15 protein-coding genes and 1 pseudogene are annotated in these 13,765 nt (G+C 72.5%); 8 read left to right on the top strand and 8 right to left on the bottom strand.

Annotated features, from left to right (window positions below):
- Nucleotides 1-32: 32 nt before the first annotated feature.
- Both ADK60_RS37170 and ADK60_RS37165 read right to left on the bottom strand, forming a co-directional pair.
- Nucleotides 33-569, bottom strand: a complete 537-nt coding sequence (locus ADK60_RS37170; protein ID WP_053651221.1) for a hypothetical protein — start codon at nucleotides 567-569, stop codon at nucleotides 33-35.
- Nucleotides 570-642: 73 nt separating this feature from the next.
- A complete protein-coding gene (locus ADK60_RS37165) occupies nucleotides 643-1,407 on the bottom strand; it encodes a class I SAM-dependent methyltransferase (RefSeq protein ID WP_053651220.1) in 765 nt (254 codons plus the stop codon).
- Nucleotides 1,408-1,694: 287 nt separating this feature from the next.
- On the opposite strand from ADK60_RS37165, the pseudogene ADK60_RS47265 reads away from it, so the two are divergent.
- Together ADK60_RS47265 and ADK60_RS37160 are read left to right on the top strand one after the other, a co-directional pair.
- Nucleotides 1,695-1,893: pseudogene (locus ADK60_RS47265) on the top strand (bifunctional 5,10-methylene-tetrahydrofolate dehydrogenase/5,10-methylene-tetrahydrofolate cyclohydrolase); the annotation flags it as partial.
- Between the two features lie 216 nt (nucleotides 1,894-2,109).
- Nucleotides 2,110-2,409 carry a DUF4193 domain-containing protein gene (locus ADK60_RS37160; RefSeq protein ID WP_030395238.1) on the top strand — a complete coding sequence of 100 codons (300 nt, stop codon included), beginning with the start codon at nucleotides 2,110-2,112 and terminating at the stop codon, nucleotides 2,407-2,409.
- A 75-nt stretch (nucleotides 2,410-2,484) separates the two neighbouring features.
- Here the strand turns inward: ADK60_RS37160 and ADK60_RS37155 are convergent, their stop codons facing one another.
- Nucleotides 2,485-3,234 carry a FadR/GntR family transcriptional regulator gene (locus ADK60_RS37155; RefSeq protein WP_234371452.1) on the bottom strand — a complete coding sequence of 250 codons (750 nt, stop codon included), beginning with the start codon at nucleotides 3,232-3,234 and terminating at the stop codon, nucleotides 2,485-2,487.
- Between the two features lie 294 nt (nucleotides 3,235-3,528).
- On the opposite strand from ADK60_RS37155, the gene ADK60_RS37150 reads away from it, so the two are divergent.
- From ADK60_RS37150 to ADK60_RS37130, 5 genes are read left to right on the top strand one after another with little or no spacing between them, the layout of a single operon-like run.
- Nucleotides 3,529-5,055, top strand: coding sequence for an amino acid permease (locus tag ADK60_RS37150; protein WP_053651219.1), 1,527 nt, complete (start codon nucleotides 3,529-3,531; stop codon nucleotides 5,053-5,055).
- Nucleotides 5,052-6,410, top strand: a complete 1,359-nt coding sequence (locus ADK60_RS37145) for a glutamine synthetase family protein (protein ID WP_053651218.1) — start codon at nucleotides 5,052-5,054, stop codon at nucleotides 6,408-6,410. The genes ADK60_RS37150 and ADK60_RS37145 overlap by 4 nt, the downstream gene beginning before the upstream one ends.
- Nucleotides 6,407-7,180 (top strand): gamma-glutamyl-gamma-aminobutyrate hydrolase family protein, encoded by a 774-nt coding sequence (locus ADK60_RS37140; RefSeq protein ID WP_053651217.1) that lies wholly within the window; start codon nucleotides 6,407-6,409, stop codon nucleotides 7,178-7,180. The genes ADK60_RS37145 and ADK60_RS37140 overlap by 4 nt, the downstream gene beginning before the upstream one ends.
- A complete protein-coding gene (locus ADK60_RS37135; protein WP_053651216.1) occupies nucleotides 7,177-8,550 on the top strand; it encodes an aldehyde dehydrogenase family protein in 1,374 nt (457 codons plus the stop codon). The genes ADK60_RS37140 and ADK60_RS37135 overlap by 4 nt, the downstream gene beginning before the upstream one ends.
- A 5-nt stretch (nucleotides 8,551-8,555) precedes the next feature.
- A complete protein-coding gene (locus tag ADK60_RS37130; protein ID WP_045940878.1) occupies nucleotides 8,556-9,323 on the top strand; it encodes a 3-oxoacyl-ACP reductase in 768 nt (255 codons plus the stop codon).
- Nucleotides 9,324-9,390: 67 nt separating this feature from the next.
- On the opposite strand, the gene ADK60_RS37125 is transcribed toward ADK60_RS37130, so the two are convergent.
- The 4 genes from ADK60_RS37125 to ADK60_RS37115 all read right to left on the bottom strand — a co-directional run bounded on the left by ADK60_RS37125 (nucleotide 9,391) and on the right by ADK60_RS37115 (nucleotide 11,926).
- Nucleotides 9,391-9,759 carry a gamma-glutamylcyclotransferase family protein gene (locus ADK60_RS37125; protein WP_045940877.1) on the bottom strand — a complete coding sequence of 123 codons (369 nt, stop codon included), beginning with the start codon at nucleotides 9,757-9,759 and terminating at the stop codon, nucleotides 9,391-9,393.
- Nucleotides 9,760-10,152: 393 nt separating this feature from the next.
- Nucleotides 10,153-10,599 (bottom strand): hypothetical protein, encoded by a 447-nt coding sequence (locus ADK60_RS37120; RefSeq protein ID WP_053651215.1) that lies wholly within the window; start codon nucleotides 10,597-10,599, stop codon nucleotides 10,153-10,155.
- A gap of 101 nt (nucleotides 10,600-10,700) precedes the next feature.
- Nucleotides 10,701-10,841 carry a hypothetical protein gene (locus ADK60_RS45365; RefSeq protein WP_159400733.1) on the bottom strand — a complete coding sequence of 47 codons (141 nt, stop codon included), beginning with the start codon at nucleotides 10,839-10,841 and terminating at the stop codon, nucleotides 10,701-10,703.
- A gap of 185 nt (nucleotides 10,842-11,026) precedes the next feature.
- On the bottom strand, nucleotides 11,027-11,926 hold the full coding sequence (locus tag ADK60_RS37115) for a GNAT family N-acetyltransferase (RefSeq protein ID WP_053651214.1): 900 nt from the start codon (nucleotides 11,924-11,926) through the stop codon (nucleotides 11,027-11,029).
- Nucleotides 11,927-12,282: 356 nt separating this feature from the next.
- Between ADK60_RS37115 and ADK60_RS37110 the strand changes: the two genes are divergently transcribed.
- On the top strand, nucleotides 12,283-13,380 hold the full coding sequence (locus ADK60_RS37110) for a baeRF3 domain-containing protein (RefSeq protein WP_053651213.1): 1,098 nt from the start codon (nucleotides 12,283-12,285) through the stop codon (nucleotides 13,378-13,380).
- A gap of 121 nt (nucleotides 13,381-13,501) precedes the next feature.
- Here the strand turns inward: ADK60_RS37110 and ADK60_RS37105 are convergent, their stop codons facing one another.
- Nucleotides 13,502-13,765 (bottom strand): hypothetical protein, encoded by a 264-nt coding sequence (locus tag ADK60_RS37105; protein ID WP_053651212.1) that lies wholly within the window; start codon nucleotides 13,763-13,765, stop codon nucleotides 13,502-13,504.

Genomic DNA, 13,765 nt, shown 5'->3' with positions numbered 1-13,765 from the left:
CGACCCCGGCCTGCCGGGGTCGGCGGACGGGCCTACGGGAGCGTGGCGACATGCTCCCGCAGGAAGGCGCCGGCATGGGCGGCGGCCTCTTCCTTCGTCGCGTACCAGGTGCCGTCCCCGGCGGCGCCGCGTGTTCCGTCCGCGCCTTCGGCCGCCCAGGCCCAGCCGCCGGACAGCGGATCCTGCGTCAGTTCGGCCGTGCCGCCGAAGAGTTCGAGCACCGCGCCGGTCCGCGCCGTCGCGGCGGCGGGGCGGGGAACCGCGTCCGGCCACTTCTTGCGCGCGCCCTGGCGGGTGATGCCCCAGACCGTGCCCAGCTGCTCGTAGTTCGCGCCGTAGGAGCCGGCTGTCGCCGCCGCGAGCGCCGTCAGCTGCTTGACCTCCGTGTCGACCACCTTCCAGGCGGCGAGGACGGACAGCGTCACCTCGACCGGGTCCGCCTCCCACATACGGGCCGTGGACAGCCCGGACTGGCGGGAGCGGATGGCCGCCGCGAGTGGATCGAGGGCGTCGGTGAGGGCCTTGGTCAGCTCGGCCCGCTCTTCGGGGGTGATCTCGATCGAAGTCATGCGACAACTGTAGTTACCAAAATCCATCTCGACAACCTTTGTTACCGGATCGGGTGTCGGATGAATCACTCGCTCAGTCGGATCGTCGGCGTGCGAGGTGGACGACGATGTCGGCGGCGATCCCGACCGTGTCGGGCAGGGCCCGCTCGATCGCCTCGAACGCGCGCCGGCGGTCCTCCTGCGGCAGTTGGAGGTACGCCGAGACCGTCGACAGGTGGCCGATGTAGTCGGCGGCGCTCATGCTCCACCGCCGCTCGACGACGGCCTGCCGGACGTCGTGGAACGGCGGGGACCGTTCCAGCTCAGTGCCGGGCCACTGCATCGCCGCGTCCGGCGCGGTCCCGTCGGGGGACGGGACATCGTCGCTCTCCAGGAACGGCGCGCGGGCCGCCCGCACGGCCTCCTCCACGGCCGGGTCGGCCGGCTGGACCGGGCCGCCGAACGAGGCGAACACCCCGCCCGGCTCCAGCAACGCGGCCACGCGCGGCCACCGGCCGTCCGGGCGGGTCCAGTGCAGGGCCGCCGCCGCGTAGACCAAGCCGTACGTCCCACTGGGCCGCAGGTCCTCGAACGCGGCCTGCACGGTCGTCACATTCGCGGGCGCCGTACGGTTCAGCACGGCGAGCATGGCGGCGTCGGGCTCCGTGGCCGTGACCGCGATTCCGTGCCCGGCGAACAGCCGGGTCGCCTTGCCCGTCCCCGCCCCGATCTCCAGCGCCGTCCGGACCGGCCGGCCCGCGTACGCCGTCACCAGGTCGGCCAACTCCTCGGGATATCCCGGCCGGTACCTTTCGTAGGCCTCCGCGATCACGCCGAAGCCCAGTGCGCGAGCAGTCATGCCGAGCATCCTGGCACGACCTGGCCGGGCGGTGCGCGGCAATGACTCGGCGCCCCCGCGGGCGCCCGCCGCTCCTGGACCGCCGCCCTCGACCACTACCGGCAACTCCCCGCCCGCTGCCGAGCCCCCGTCACCCTCCTGGCATCCCTCGGCTCCACCCCACCCGACCCCGACACCCCGACCACCGCCCCGGTGAGCCCGACGGTTGCAGACCGAGCAGCCCCGCCCCCTGCCGAAGACCGCTCCGGGGACAGCGACCGCACGGCCTCGTTCGGGTGGTTGTCGGTGGGGCGGACGTCGAACCCGGTGCCGTGGTGATCGACGCGGGCTACAATCCGGGCAGTGTCGGGGATGTCGACTTCGAGAGCGTCCGGCACAGGGCGGGCCTGATTCACTCCCGTCCCCGGCGGTGTCGGTCCCATGACCAGCGCCATTCTGCCCGTACGGACGGTCGAGGCGGCGGAGCGTCAGCTCGTCCGGTCCTGACCCGGGATTTCGTCGGCCGGAACGGCGTCGGAACGGCCTCGGGTCGGCCGATGGGTGGATCATGGGTGGGGCTTCGCGCGCCCCGCGGTGCGGCGGATGAGATGGTGGGGCGCCACGGGTGGGATCGGCCGCGCTTTTGTGTGCGGCGGATGCTCCGTGGGCCGGCAGGTGGCACGATGCGATGCCGGAAGCGACGCTCAAGGAGAAGACAGCACCATGGCAACCGACTACGACGCCCCGCGCGACACCGGCGACGAGGGACGCGACGACAGTATCGAGGCTCTGAAGAACAAGCGGGACGACAAGCAGAGCTCCTCGGTGGACGTGGAGCCAGAGGCCGTTGAAGGGCTTGAGCTGCCGGGCGCGGACCTGTCCGGTGAGGAACTCACCGTGCGGGTCGTGCCGCTCCAGGCGGACGAGTTCACCTGTATGACCTGCTTCCTGGTCCACCACCGGGCGCAGCTCGCGGGTGAGGACAAGAACGGCCGGCCGATCTGCCGAGAGTGCGCGTCCTGACCTGAGCGCAATGTCCGGGCCGGCCGGGACCCCTGGGTCGCGCGGCCGGCCCGGGCCCGGCCCGGGGCGGGAGCCTCAGGCCAGGAAGCCCCGCAGCAGCGCGGCCGTCGCGGCGAGGTGTTCCTCGGTGGCGCGCCTGGCCGCGTCGCCGTCTCCGGTGAGGATCGCCCGGACCATGGCCCGGTGCTGTTCGGCGGCGTGCTCGATGTTCCGGTCCAGCATGGGGATGGCGTTGAGGAGGTCGTTGAGGCGCATTCTGGCCTCGGCGATGGCCGCGGCCAGGGTGGGGGAGCCGGTGAGTTCGCCGATGGCGAGGTGGAACCGCGAGTCGAGCTGGCGGTACTGGTCCGGCGGGGAGTCCTCCAGGTCGTCGAGGCGGCGCTCCAGGTGGGCCCGCTGGTCGGCAGTGAGGGTGCGGCGGGCGGCGGCCTCGGCTGCGCCGGCCTCCAGGACCTGGCGGTAGGTCAGCGCGTCCTCCAGTGCGCCGCCGAGGTCCCGGGCGGCCCGGCGGAGGTCGGCGACATCGGGTGCGGGCATCCGGTAGGTGACGAAGGTGCCGCCGTAGCGGCCGCGGCGGGGTTCGACGCAGTCGGCCTGCTGCAGGGTGCGGAGCGCCTCGCGCAGGGTCTCCCTGCTGACGCCGAGTCGTGCGGCGAGGTCCCGTTCGGCCGGCAGGCGGTCGCCGTGGCCGAAGACACCGAGCTTGATCGCCTGGAGGAGCCGTTCGACGGTCTCCTCGAAGGCGTTGCCGGTGCGGACCGGGCGGAAGATCGCGCCGGCCTGCCAGTCGAGTCGTGCCTGCTCACGTGCTTGGTCCAGGTCCACGCCCGGAATCGTACCTACGGGCGGGTGTCGGACCTCGTTGCGTTCCGTTCTCGGTGTCGGCCCTTGACGTGGCCCCGGCTCAGCCGGAACGATGCTGCTCACCCACCCAATGGTCTGGTTCCAGACCATTGAAGAGCCGTCCGACCGTCGAACCCGCCCGGCCGAGCGCGCCACGCCGTCGTGGCCCTGCCCGTCCCGGCACACCCTCAACCCCCTGGGGTGCCCATGACCGACGCACGCTCACCCGAAACCCGCGCAGACGAGCCACACGCGAGCGACCAGCCTTCCCCCACCGTGTTTCCGGAAAGCACCACCCCCGTTTCCGACGACGAACAACGCCTCCGCGAGCTGGGCTACACCCAGGAACTGGCCCGCTCGATGTCCGGCTTCTCCAACTTCGCCGTCTCCTTCTCCATCGTCTCGATCCTCTCCGGCTGCCTGACCCTCTACGGCACGGGCATGAAGACCGGAGGCCCGGCCCTGATCGTCTGGGGCTGGCCGGTGGTCGGCCTGTTCACCCTCTGCGTCGGGCTGGCCATGGCCGAGATCTGCTCCAGCTACCCGACGGCCGGCGGGCTCTACTACTGGGCCGCCAAGCTGAGCCGCAGCCGGGGGCCCGCGTGGAGCTGGTTCACCGGCTGGTTCAACTTCCTCGGCCAGGTCGCGGTCACCGCCGGCGTCGACTTCGGCGCCGCGTTCTTCACCAACGCCTTCCTCACGCTGCGCTTCGGCATCGAGGCCAGCCCCCTGCACACCATCGAGATCTTCGCCGTCATCCTGCTACTGCACGGCCTGCTCAACACCCGCGGCGTGCGCCTCGTCGCCCTCCTCAACAGCGTGTCCGTCTGGTGGCACCTGGTGGGCGTCGCGGTCATCGTCGGCGCCCTCGCCGTGCTCCCGGACCAGCACGCCCCGGCCTCCTTCGTCCTCACCGAGTTCGTCAACGGGACCGGCTTCCGGAACCAGTTCTACGTCGCGATGATCGGCCTGCTGATGGCCCAGTACACCCTCACCGGGTACGACGCCTCCGCGCACATGACCGAGGAGACGCGCGACGCCGCCCGCTCCGGCCCCCGCGGCATCGTCAACGCCATCACCGTGTCCCTGGCGGCGGGCTGGGTGCTGCTGCTCGGCATCACCTTCGCGATCCGCGACTACGACGGCGCGCTCAACAGCGACACCGGCGTCCCGCCCGCCCAGATCTTCATCGACGCGATCGGCTCCGGCGGCGCCCAGTTCCTGCTGCTGGTCGTGATCGGCGCCCAGTTCTTCTGCGGGATGGCCTCCGTCACCGCCAACTCCCGCATGATCTACGCCTTCTCCCGGGACGGCGCCCTGCCCGGCTCCCGGCTGTGGCACCGCATCGACCCGCGCACCCAGACCCCGACCAACGCGGTCTGGCTGGCGACCGGCGGCGCACTGCTGCTCGGCCTGCCCGCGCTCTGGAACACCACCGCCTACACCGCCGTGACCTCCATCTCCGTCATCGGCCTGTACATCTCCTACGTCATTCCGGTGTACCTGAGGCTGCGCCAGGGCGAGGACTTCGCCCCCGGCCCCTGGCACCTGGGACGGTGGAGCCGGCCGATCGGCATCCTCGCCGTCGGCTGGACGGCAGTGATCACCGTTCTGTTCATGCTCCCCACCACTTCCCCGATCACCGCCGAGAGCTTCAACTACACCCCCGTCGCCGTGGCCGTCGTGGTCGGCTTCGCCGGGGTGTGGTGGCTGGTCTCGGCCCGGCACTGGTTCACCGGACCCCACGTCCTGGCCACGCCGCCCGAGTCCGACGCCCGGGACACCGAACTGGAGGTCCGATGACCAGCCCCCGGCTCACCCTCGACGAACTGCGCGCCCGCGTCGCCGACGGGACCGTCGACACCGTCGTGCTCGCCATGACCGACATGCAGGGCCGCCTCCAGGGCAAGCGCCTGGCCGCCGAGCACTTCCTCGCCGACGTGGTGCCCGGCGCCGCCGAGGGCTGCGGCTACCTGCTCGCCGTCGACATCGACATGAACACCGTCGACGGGTACGAGATCTCCTCCTGGGAGAACGGCTACGGCGACCTGACGCTGCGCCCCGACCTCGCCACCCTGCGGACCGTGCCCTGGCACCCCGCCACCGCCATGGTCCAGTGCGACGTCCTCCACCACGACGGCACCCCGGTCGCCGTCTCCCCGCGGCAGGTCCTGCAACGCCAGCTGGACCGCCTGGCCGGCCACGGCTGGCACGCGCAGGCCGCCACCGAGCTGGAGTTCATCGTCTTCCGGGACAGCTACGAACAGGCCTGGGACAAGGACTACGCCAGGCTCACCCCGGCCAACCAGTACAACGTGGACTACTCCGTCCTCGGCACCGGCCGGATCGAGCCCCTGCTGCGCCGGATCCGCAACGGGATGGCCGGCGCGGGCCTGGCCGTCGAGTCCGCCAAGGGCGAGTGCAACCTCGGCCAGCACGAGATCGCGTTCAAGTACGCCGACGCCCTCACCACCTGCGACAACCACGTCGTCTACAAGACCGGCGCCAAGGAGATCGCCGCCCAGGAGGGCTGCAGCCTGACCTTCATGGCGAAGTACGACGAACGCGAGGGCAACTCCTGCCACATCCACCTCAGCCTGCGCGACGACCGGGGCGCACCCGTGTTCGCCGGTGACCGGCCGCACGGCTTCTCCCGCACCATGGAGCACTTCCTCGCCGGGCAGCTCGCCTGCCTCGCCGACTTCGCCCTGCTGCTCGCCCCCACCGTCAACTCCTACAAGCGCTACGTGCCCGGCAGCTTCGCACCCACCGCCGTCGCCTGGGGCCGCGACAACCGCACCTGCGCCCTGCGGGTGGTCGGCCACGGGCCGTCGCTGCGGTTCGAGAACCGCGTCCCCGGCGGCGACGTCAACCCCTACCTCGCGGTCGCCGCGCTGATCGCGGCCGGACTGCACGGCATCGACCAACAGCTGGAACTCGAACCGGAGTTCACCGGCAACGCCTACGCCTCCGACGCCCCCAGGGTGCCCGCCAACCTGCGCGACGCGGTCGACGCCTTCGAGCGCAGCGCCGTCGCCACCGAGGCCTTCGGCAAGGACGTCGTCCGGCACTACACCCACGCCGGACGCACCGAACTCGCGGCCTACGAGCGGGCGGTGACCGACTGGGAGCGGCGCCGCGGATTCGAGCGGCTGTGACCGGCGCGGACCCGCGCCGACCGCTGATCGGCATCACCACCTACCAGGACGACGCGGCCTGGTCCGTCTGGCACCAACGCGCCTCCCTGGTGCCCCAGACCTATGTGGACGCCGTCGTCCGCGCGGGCGGCACCCCGGTACTGCTGCCGCCGCAACCCGGCGGGGCCGAACACCTCCTCGACGCCCTGGACGGCCTCGTCCTCGCCGGCGGACCTGACCTCGACCCGGCCAGGTACGGGGCGGCCGCCGACCCGCGCACAGGCCCGCCCCATCACGCCCGGGACGACTGGGAGAGCACCCTGCTGCGCTCCGCGCTGGCCCGGGACCTCCCGCTGATCGGCGTCTGCCGCGGCATGCAGCTGCTCAACGTGGAACTCGGCGGGACTCTCCTCCAGCACCTGCCCGACGGGAGCCACCAGAAGGTCCCCGCCAGGTTCGTCCGGCACCGGGTCGAGGTGGCGGACGGCAGCCGGCTCGCCACCGTCCTGGGGCCGGACGCCGAGGTCTCCTGCTACCACCACCAGGCCGTCGACCGCCTCGGCAGCGGGCTCCGGCCCACCGCCCGCGGCGCCGACGGCACCGTCGAGGCGCTCGAACTCGACGGCCACCGCTTCGCCCTCGGCGTGCAGTGGCACCCCGAGACCGACGCCGACGACCTGCGCCTGTTCCGAGCCCTGATCGCCCAGGCCCTGATCGCCCGAGCCACGGACACCCGAGCCGTGACCGCCCGGGCCCACACCACCGCCAGCCACCGGGAGACGAGCCCATGACCGAACCGGACCTCTTCGAGGTCGTCAACCCCGCCACCGAGGAGGTGATCACCACCGTCGAACTGGCCGGTCTCGCCGAGACCGACGCCGCCGTGGCCCACGCCCGCGCCGCCTTCGACACCTGGCGCCGGGTGGCCCCCGCCGACCGGGCCCGGCTGCTGCGCGCCTTCGCCGCCGCCGTGGACGCCGACCGCGAACACCTCGCCGCCCTGGAGGTCGCCAACGCCGGCCACACCATCGGCAACGCGCGCTGGGAGGCCGGCAACGCGCGCGACGTCATCGACTACTACGCCGCCGCCCCGGAACGGCTCTTCGGCCGACAGATCCCCGTCGCCGGCGGCGTCGACCTCACCTTCCAGGAACCGATCGGCGTGGTCGGCGTCATCGTGCCGTGGAACTTCCCGATGCCGATCGCCGCCTGGGCGCTGGCCCCGGCACTCGCCGCCGGCAACACCGTCATCGTCAAACCGGCCGAACTCACCCCGCTCACCGCCCTGCGCCTGGGCGAACTCGCTCTGGAAGCCGGGATCCCGGACGGCGTGCTGCAGGTCCTGCCCGGGCGGGGCCCGGTGGTCGGACAGCGCTTCGTCACCCACCCGGACGTGCGCAAGGTCGTGTTCACCGGCTCCACCCGGGTGGGCAAGGAGATCATGGCGGGCTGCGCGGCGCAGGTGAAGCCCGTCACCCTCGAACTCGGCGGCAAGAGCGCCAATATCGTCTTCGCCGACGCCGACCTCGCCAAGGCCGCCGCGACCGCGCCCTACGCCGTCTTCGACAACGCCGGCCAGGACTGCTGCGCCCGGTCCCGGATCCTGGTCGAGGCCTCGGTGTTCGAGGACTTCCTGGCGCTGCTGGAACCGGCCGTCCGCGGTGTGCGGGTCGGCGACCCGGCCGACGAGAAGACCGAGATGGGCCCGCTGATCTCCGCCGCCCACCGGGCCCGGGTCGCCTCCTACGTGCCGGACGACGCGGCCGTGGCCTTCCGCGGCGGCGCCCCCGACGGGCCCGGCTTCTGGTACCCGCCGACCGTTCTGGCCCCCGTCCGGCACGAGGACCGCGCCTTCACCGAGGAGATCTTCGGCCCGGTGGTCACCGTCGTGCCGTTCCGCGACGAACAGGACGCCCTGCGCATCGCCAACGCCACCGAGTACGGCCTGTCCGGCTCCGTCTGGACCAGGGACGTCGGACGCGCCCTGCGGGTCGCGCGCGGCGTCGAGGCCGGCAACCTCTCCGTCAACTCGCACTCCTCGGTGCGCTACACCACGCCGTTCGGCGGCTTCAAGCAGTCCGGACTCGGCCGCGAGCTCGGCCCGGACGCCCTCGACGCCTTCACCCAGACCAAGAACGTCTTCATCTCCACGGAGGAGTGATCAGCATGACCCAGCGACTCGACGGCCGAGTGGCCGTCATCACCGGCGCCGGCAGCGGCATCGGCCTCGCGACCGCCCGCCGGTTCGCCGCCGAGGGAGCCAAGGTGGTCTGCGCCGACCTCGACGCGGAGACCGGCGCCAAGGCGGCCAACGAGGTCGGCGGCCTGTTCGTCCAGGCCGATGTGACGGACGAGGCGGCGGTCCGCGACCTCTTCCAGCGGGCCGTCGACGAGTACGGGCGGCTCGACATCGCCTTCAACAACGCGGGCATCTCCCCGCCGGACGACGACTCCATCCTCACCACCGGCCTGGACGCCTGGAGGCGGGTCCAGGAGGTCAACCTCACCAGCGTCTACCTGTGCTGCAAGTACGCGATCCCGCACATGCAGCGCCAGGGCAAGGGCTCGATCATCAACACCGCCTCCTTCGTCGCGGTGATGGGCGCGGCGACCTCGCAGATCTCCTACAGCGCCTCCAAGGGCGGGGTGCTGGCGATGTCCCGCGAGCTGGGCGTGCAGTTCGCCCGCGAGGGCATCCGGATCAACGCGCTGTGCCCCGGCCCGGTGAACACCCCGCTGCTGCAGGAGCTCTTCGCCAAGGACCCGGAGCGCGCCGCCCGCCGCCTGGTCCACATCCCGCTCGGCCGCTTCGCCGAGCCCGAGGAGATCGCGGCCGCGGTGGCCTTCCTGGCCTCCGACGACTCCTCCTTCATGACCGCCAACACCTTCCTGGTGGACGGCGGCATCTCCGGCGCCTACGTCACCCCGCAGTAGCAGAACCACTTCGACGGCCCGGCCGCCCCGTACCGGGGACGGCCGGGCCCGGCCGGTGGCGCCCGGGTCAGCTCCCGGCGGGGCTGTGCGCGGCGGAGAGGTAGACCCAGGCCCTGGTACCGGAGGCGAGCACCACCTCGCGGCGGGCGTAGTCGTCGACCTCGTACGCGTCCGCGGCGGCGAGCTCCTCGTCCGTGATCGCGAAGACCGTGCCGTCGACGGCGTCCCCCGCCTCGGTCGAGGGCAGTACCAGGGGGTGCCGGTCGGTGCCGCTGGCGGCGATCACCTCGGGGTCGGTGATCTCGATCATGGTCAGCCGGAAACCGGGCAGGGCGTCGGCCCGCCCCTCCAGCGGCCGGCCGAAGTTGCTGAGCTGTACCTGCTCCAACTGCAGCGTGCCGTAGGAGAAGAGACGCTGGGTTGCCGTTCCGGCCATGGGTTCGCGACCTCCGATTGTGCGGGCGGGGCCCCGATCCTAGCCACCCCCGGCGACGGGGGTCCGCCCCGGGTCGTTCGGAGGGGAGCACGATCCGAGCCCATCGCATCTGCCAGCTATTTGGGCGAAACAACAAGCATCTGCCAGGTGTTTTACTTATCGACCTTCGCGGATGCACGATTCTCCCACAGGGTCGGCGAAGCCGGGGGAGTCAAGGACGGCGGCCGATTCCAACGGGCCGGCGCGGCACCCGGTCATGACCGAAGGAGGCCTTGGACCCATGAACGCACGTAGGCCGTCGCGGCCGAGATCCTCTCGCTGGCCGAGGCCGCCCGGGCCACCGCCGGCACGACCGACCACTGAACCCCCCGGCCCCTTCCCCTTCCCCGGGTGCTAGGCGGCGCGGGGTGCCTTCCGGCGGCCGAGCAGCCAGCCGACCAGGGCGAGGACCCCGGCGAGCGGGCCCAGGAAGGGGGCGGGAGTGGTGTGGAAGACGGTGCTGCCGAGTACACCGGCCAGCTGCCAGCCGCAGGTGAGCACGGCCGCCAGCGACAGCCAGTGCCAGCGGTCGTCCCGCGCCACGGTGAACGGCAGGACGAGCACGGACACGGTCTGCACCAGGTACCCGTACTGGAACCAGCTGACGTAGACGGTGTCCGACCAGGTCACGGGCGGGGGCCCGTCCGTGTACTCCCGGCGGAACTCCAGGAAGGTCGGGTCGGAGAAGCCGGACGGCCACCACGGCCACAGGTAGAGACCGATCAGCGTGAGCAGCAAGGCGGCCACCGCGAGCCCGACGGGGGCTCCCTTGCCGGGAGGAGCGGGGTCGATCAGCGGCATCGTGGTCCTGTTCTCTACGGGCCGGAGTGCTGTCGGTGGTGTTCCCGTGCTCCACGGTCGGGCCGGTGGGGCCCGGATGGAAGGGGAACGCCCGGATTTCGCTAGTAGACCCCGCCGAGGTACCCGACGGCCTGGTCCGGCTGCAGGACGAGGGCGCCCAGCACCAGCGTCAGACCGCCGTAGAATGCCGCCTGGACAAGGTCGTTGTCCACGATCCCTGCCACCCACCGGGTCTCCCGCATGCACCCCAGGATGCCGCCCCGCCCGAAGCTCCGGAACGGATCCGACCGGCAGTCACCGAACCGTGACCGCACCTACGGAGCACACCCCCCGACCTCGACCCGCTTGATCCGGTCCACCGGCACCCCGGTGTGCGGTCCGGGCCCGGGGCGGGGCCCGGACCGCACACGCCGGGTGCTACTGCTCGTCAGGCCGTTCGGTCTGCCGGGTGGAAGTTGATGCGTTCGCGGACGACGGGGAAGCCGGCCTTGGTGAAGTTCGCGGCCATGGGGTGGTTGGTCCGGTCGGTTGCTCCGGTGATGAATTCGGCGCCCTGTTCGACGAGGGTGTGGGTGCACTCGGCGAGGAGGTCGTAGGCGTAGCCGTGGCCGCGGTGCTGGGGGAGGACGCCGATGAAGCCGATGGTCGGGCCGGAGGGGTTGTGGGCGGGGATGTGGATGCCGGCGAGGTCGCCGTCGGGGGTGTGTGCGGTCTGCCACCACTCCCGGGGGGACGGGCACCAGTGGAAGAAGTCGAGTTCCTCCTGCGCGGCCCGGTCCACGCCGCCCTCCTCGACGGCCCGGAGCGCGTGGGCGTCCAGGGTGGCGGAGTGGATGCGGCGCAGGGCGTCGAGGAATACGGTGTCGTCGGGTTCGGGGCGGAAGCGCAGGCGGCCGGGGCGCTCGGGCAGGCCGCGCTCCGGGGTCCAGCGGTACAGGAAGCGTTCGACGAGGAGTTCGTACCCGGCGGCCCGGGCGGCGGCGAAGCGGGCCTCGGCGGCGGTGCGCAGGTCGGCCCGTTCCCGCCAGTCGCCGGGCAGGTTGATTTCGAGTTCGACCTGCCAGGGGGCGGAGCGCAGGAGTTCGGCCCCGGCCTCCTCCTCGCCCTCGGTGACGTCGAACCAGTTGATGTTGACGGGCTCCGCGTCCTCGGGGCCGCCCCACCAGGCGCCGCGGGCGACGACCTCGCCGTCGCGCAGGGCGACGCGCTTCCAGCCGGGGCGGAACGTGGTGCGTCGGTGGCCCTCGCGGGCGCCCAGGGGGTCGGGGTGTGCGTCGAACAGGTGGGCTTCGCTCGCGGAAAGCGTGCGGATGACCGTACCGGTCATGGATTCCTCCGGGATGCAGGCTGCTTGGAGCGCTCCCGGTCAGGACTGGTGAAGCACGCCGGGACAGCGGAAGGGGGAGCGCTGGAAAGGTATGGACTGCACGGCACTCGCCTCCTTCCGTTCGTCTCAAGGCGTGGCGCCACCGTACGTGACCCTCCTCCGGTCCGTCCACGGATTTACGGGAAGGTGCTGCTCGCCGCCCCGCGGGCCGAGCCGGCGCGACGGCCGACGACGGCACGGGCGTGCGAGGTCCCACAACACGTTCCGCCAATGGGTAAATTGGTGATGATTGGGACAAAATCCATGATGTGTGCGTCCACCCGCAGAAGGCCGAACCGCCTTCGGAAAGGGCCCCCATGTACCCCGCTCTCACCCCCGCCGTCCTCGCCGAGCTGCGCCGCCCGAGGCCGTACCCGGCCGTGTCGATCCTGATGCCCACGCACCGCCGGGAGCCCGACAACGCGCAGGACCCGGTCCGGCTGCGCACCCTGGCGGCCGCGGCGAAGAAGCGGATCGAGGAGGACCCGGAGGTCTCCCGCGCCGTCCGGATCGATGTGCTGGAGCAGCTCGACCGGGCGCTCGCCGAGGTCGACCTGGTGCACGCCGAGGACGGTCTGGCGATCCTGGTCGCACCGGGCGAGCACCACGTCTGGTCGCTGGGCCGGACCGCGCCCGCCCGGGTGGTGCTGTCCGACACCTTCCTGACCCGCAATCTGGTCGCCGCCCAGGCGGCCGAGCGGCCGCACTGGGTGCTCGCGCTCGCCGCCGACCGGGTGCTGCTGTGGGGCGGCAACAGCGAGCGGGTCGCGGAGGACACCCGGCACGGCTTCCCGCTGGTGCGCCAGTACGAGAACCCCGACCCGGAGCGGCAGGAGCGGATCGGCGACAAGCCCAGCACCTTCCAGGACGAGGAGACCAAGACCTTCCTGCGGCAGGCGGAGAGCGAGCTCGGCAAGGTGCTGGCCGCCGACCCGCGCCCGCTGTACGTGGTCGGCGAGGCGGCGGCCCTCGCCCTGCTGGACGGCGCCGGGCCGATCGCTCGCGGCGCCACCGCGCAGATCCCGCACGGCGGCCTCGCCCAGGCGGACGCCGAGACGGTCCGCAAGGTGGTCGAGCCCGCCGTCCGCGCGCATGCGGACGCCGGGATCTCCGACGCCCTCGCCCGGCTCGACAAGGCCCGCGGCCGTCAGGCGTTCGCGGCCGGACTGGACGAGGTCTGGCAGACCGCTGCCGAGGGGCGGGTCGCCCAGCTGGTGGTGGAGGAGAACTTCCGGGTCACCGTCCGCGACGAGGGCGACCACCTGGTGCCCGCCGAGGCCGAGCAGGCGGGGGCGCGCGAGGACATCGTCGACGAGGTGATCGAGCGCGCCCTCGACACCGGTGCGCAGGTCTCCTTCGTCCCCGACGGCACTCTCTCGGACGCCGGCCGGATCGCCGCCGACCTGCGGTACTGACCCGCCCCCGGTATCCCCGGCCTCTCCTCGGCTCGTTCGCCGCCGTGCCGTGCCGTGCCGTGCCGAGGAGAGGAGAGGAGAGGCCCGGGGCCGGTCACGTCGGCCCACGCGGTTCAGGGCCTCAGGCCGCCGAACGAGGTGCCGTCCCGCCCGGCCCGAGCAGCGGGCGGCCGGAGCGGGAGGCGTCCGGGCCGCGCCGCTTCCCCCCTCGGGCCGTGACCGCCACCGTCCCGGCCGTGGCCGCGGCGAGGGTGCTCCAGGCGGCGGTGCAGCCGCCGGTGGTGTCCCGCAGCAGGCCGAGGGCGGGCGGGGCGAGGATCACGGCCACCTGGTCGACGGCCATCACGAGCCCGAGCGCGAAGCCGGTCCGGCCGGGCGGGGCCAC

It is taken from the genome of Streptomyces sp. XY431, assembly GCF_001279805.1.
Classification (GTDB): domain Bacteria; phylum Actinomycetota; class Actinomycetes; order Streptomycetales; family Streptomycetaceae; genus Kitasatospora; species Kitasatospora purpeofusca.
This window is presented reverse-complemented; position numbering and strand designations above follow the sequence as displayed.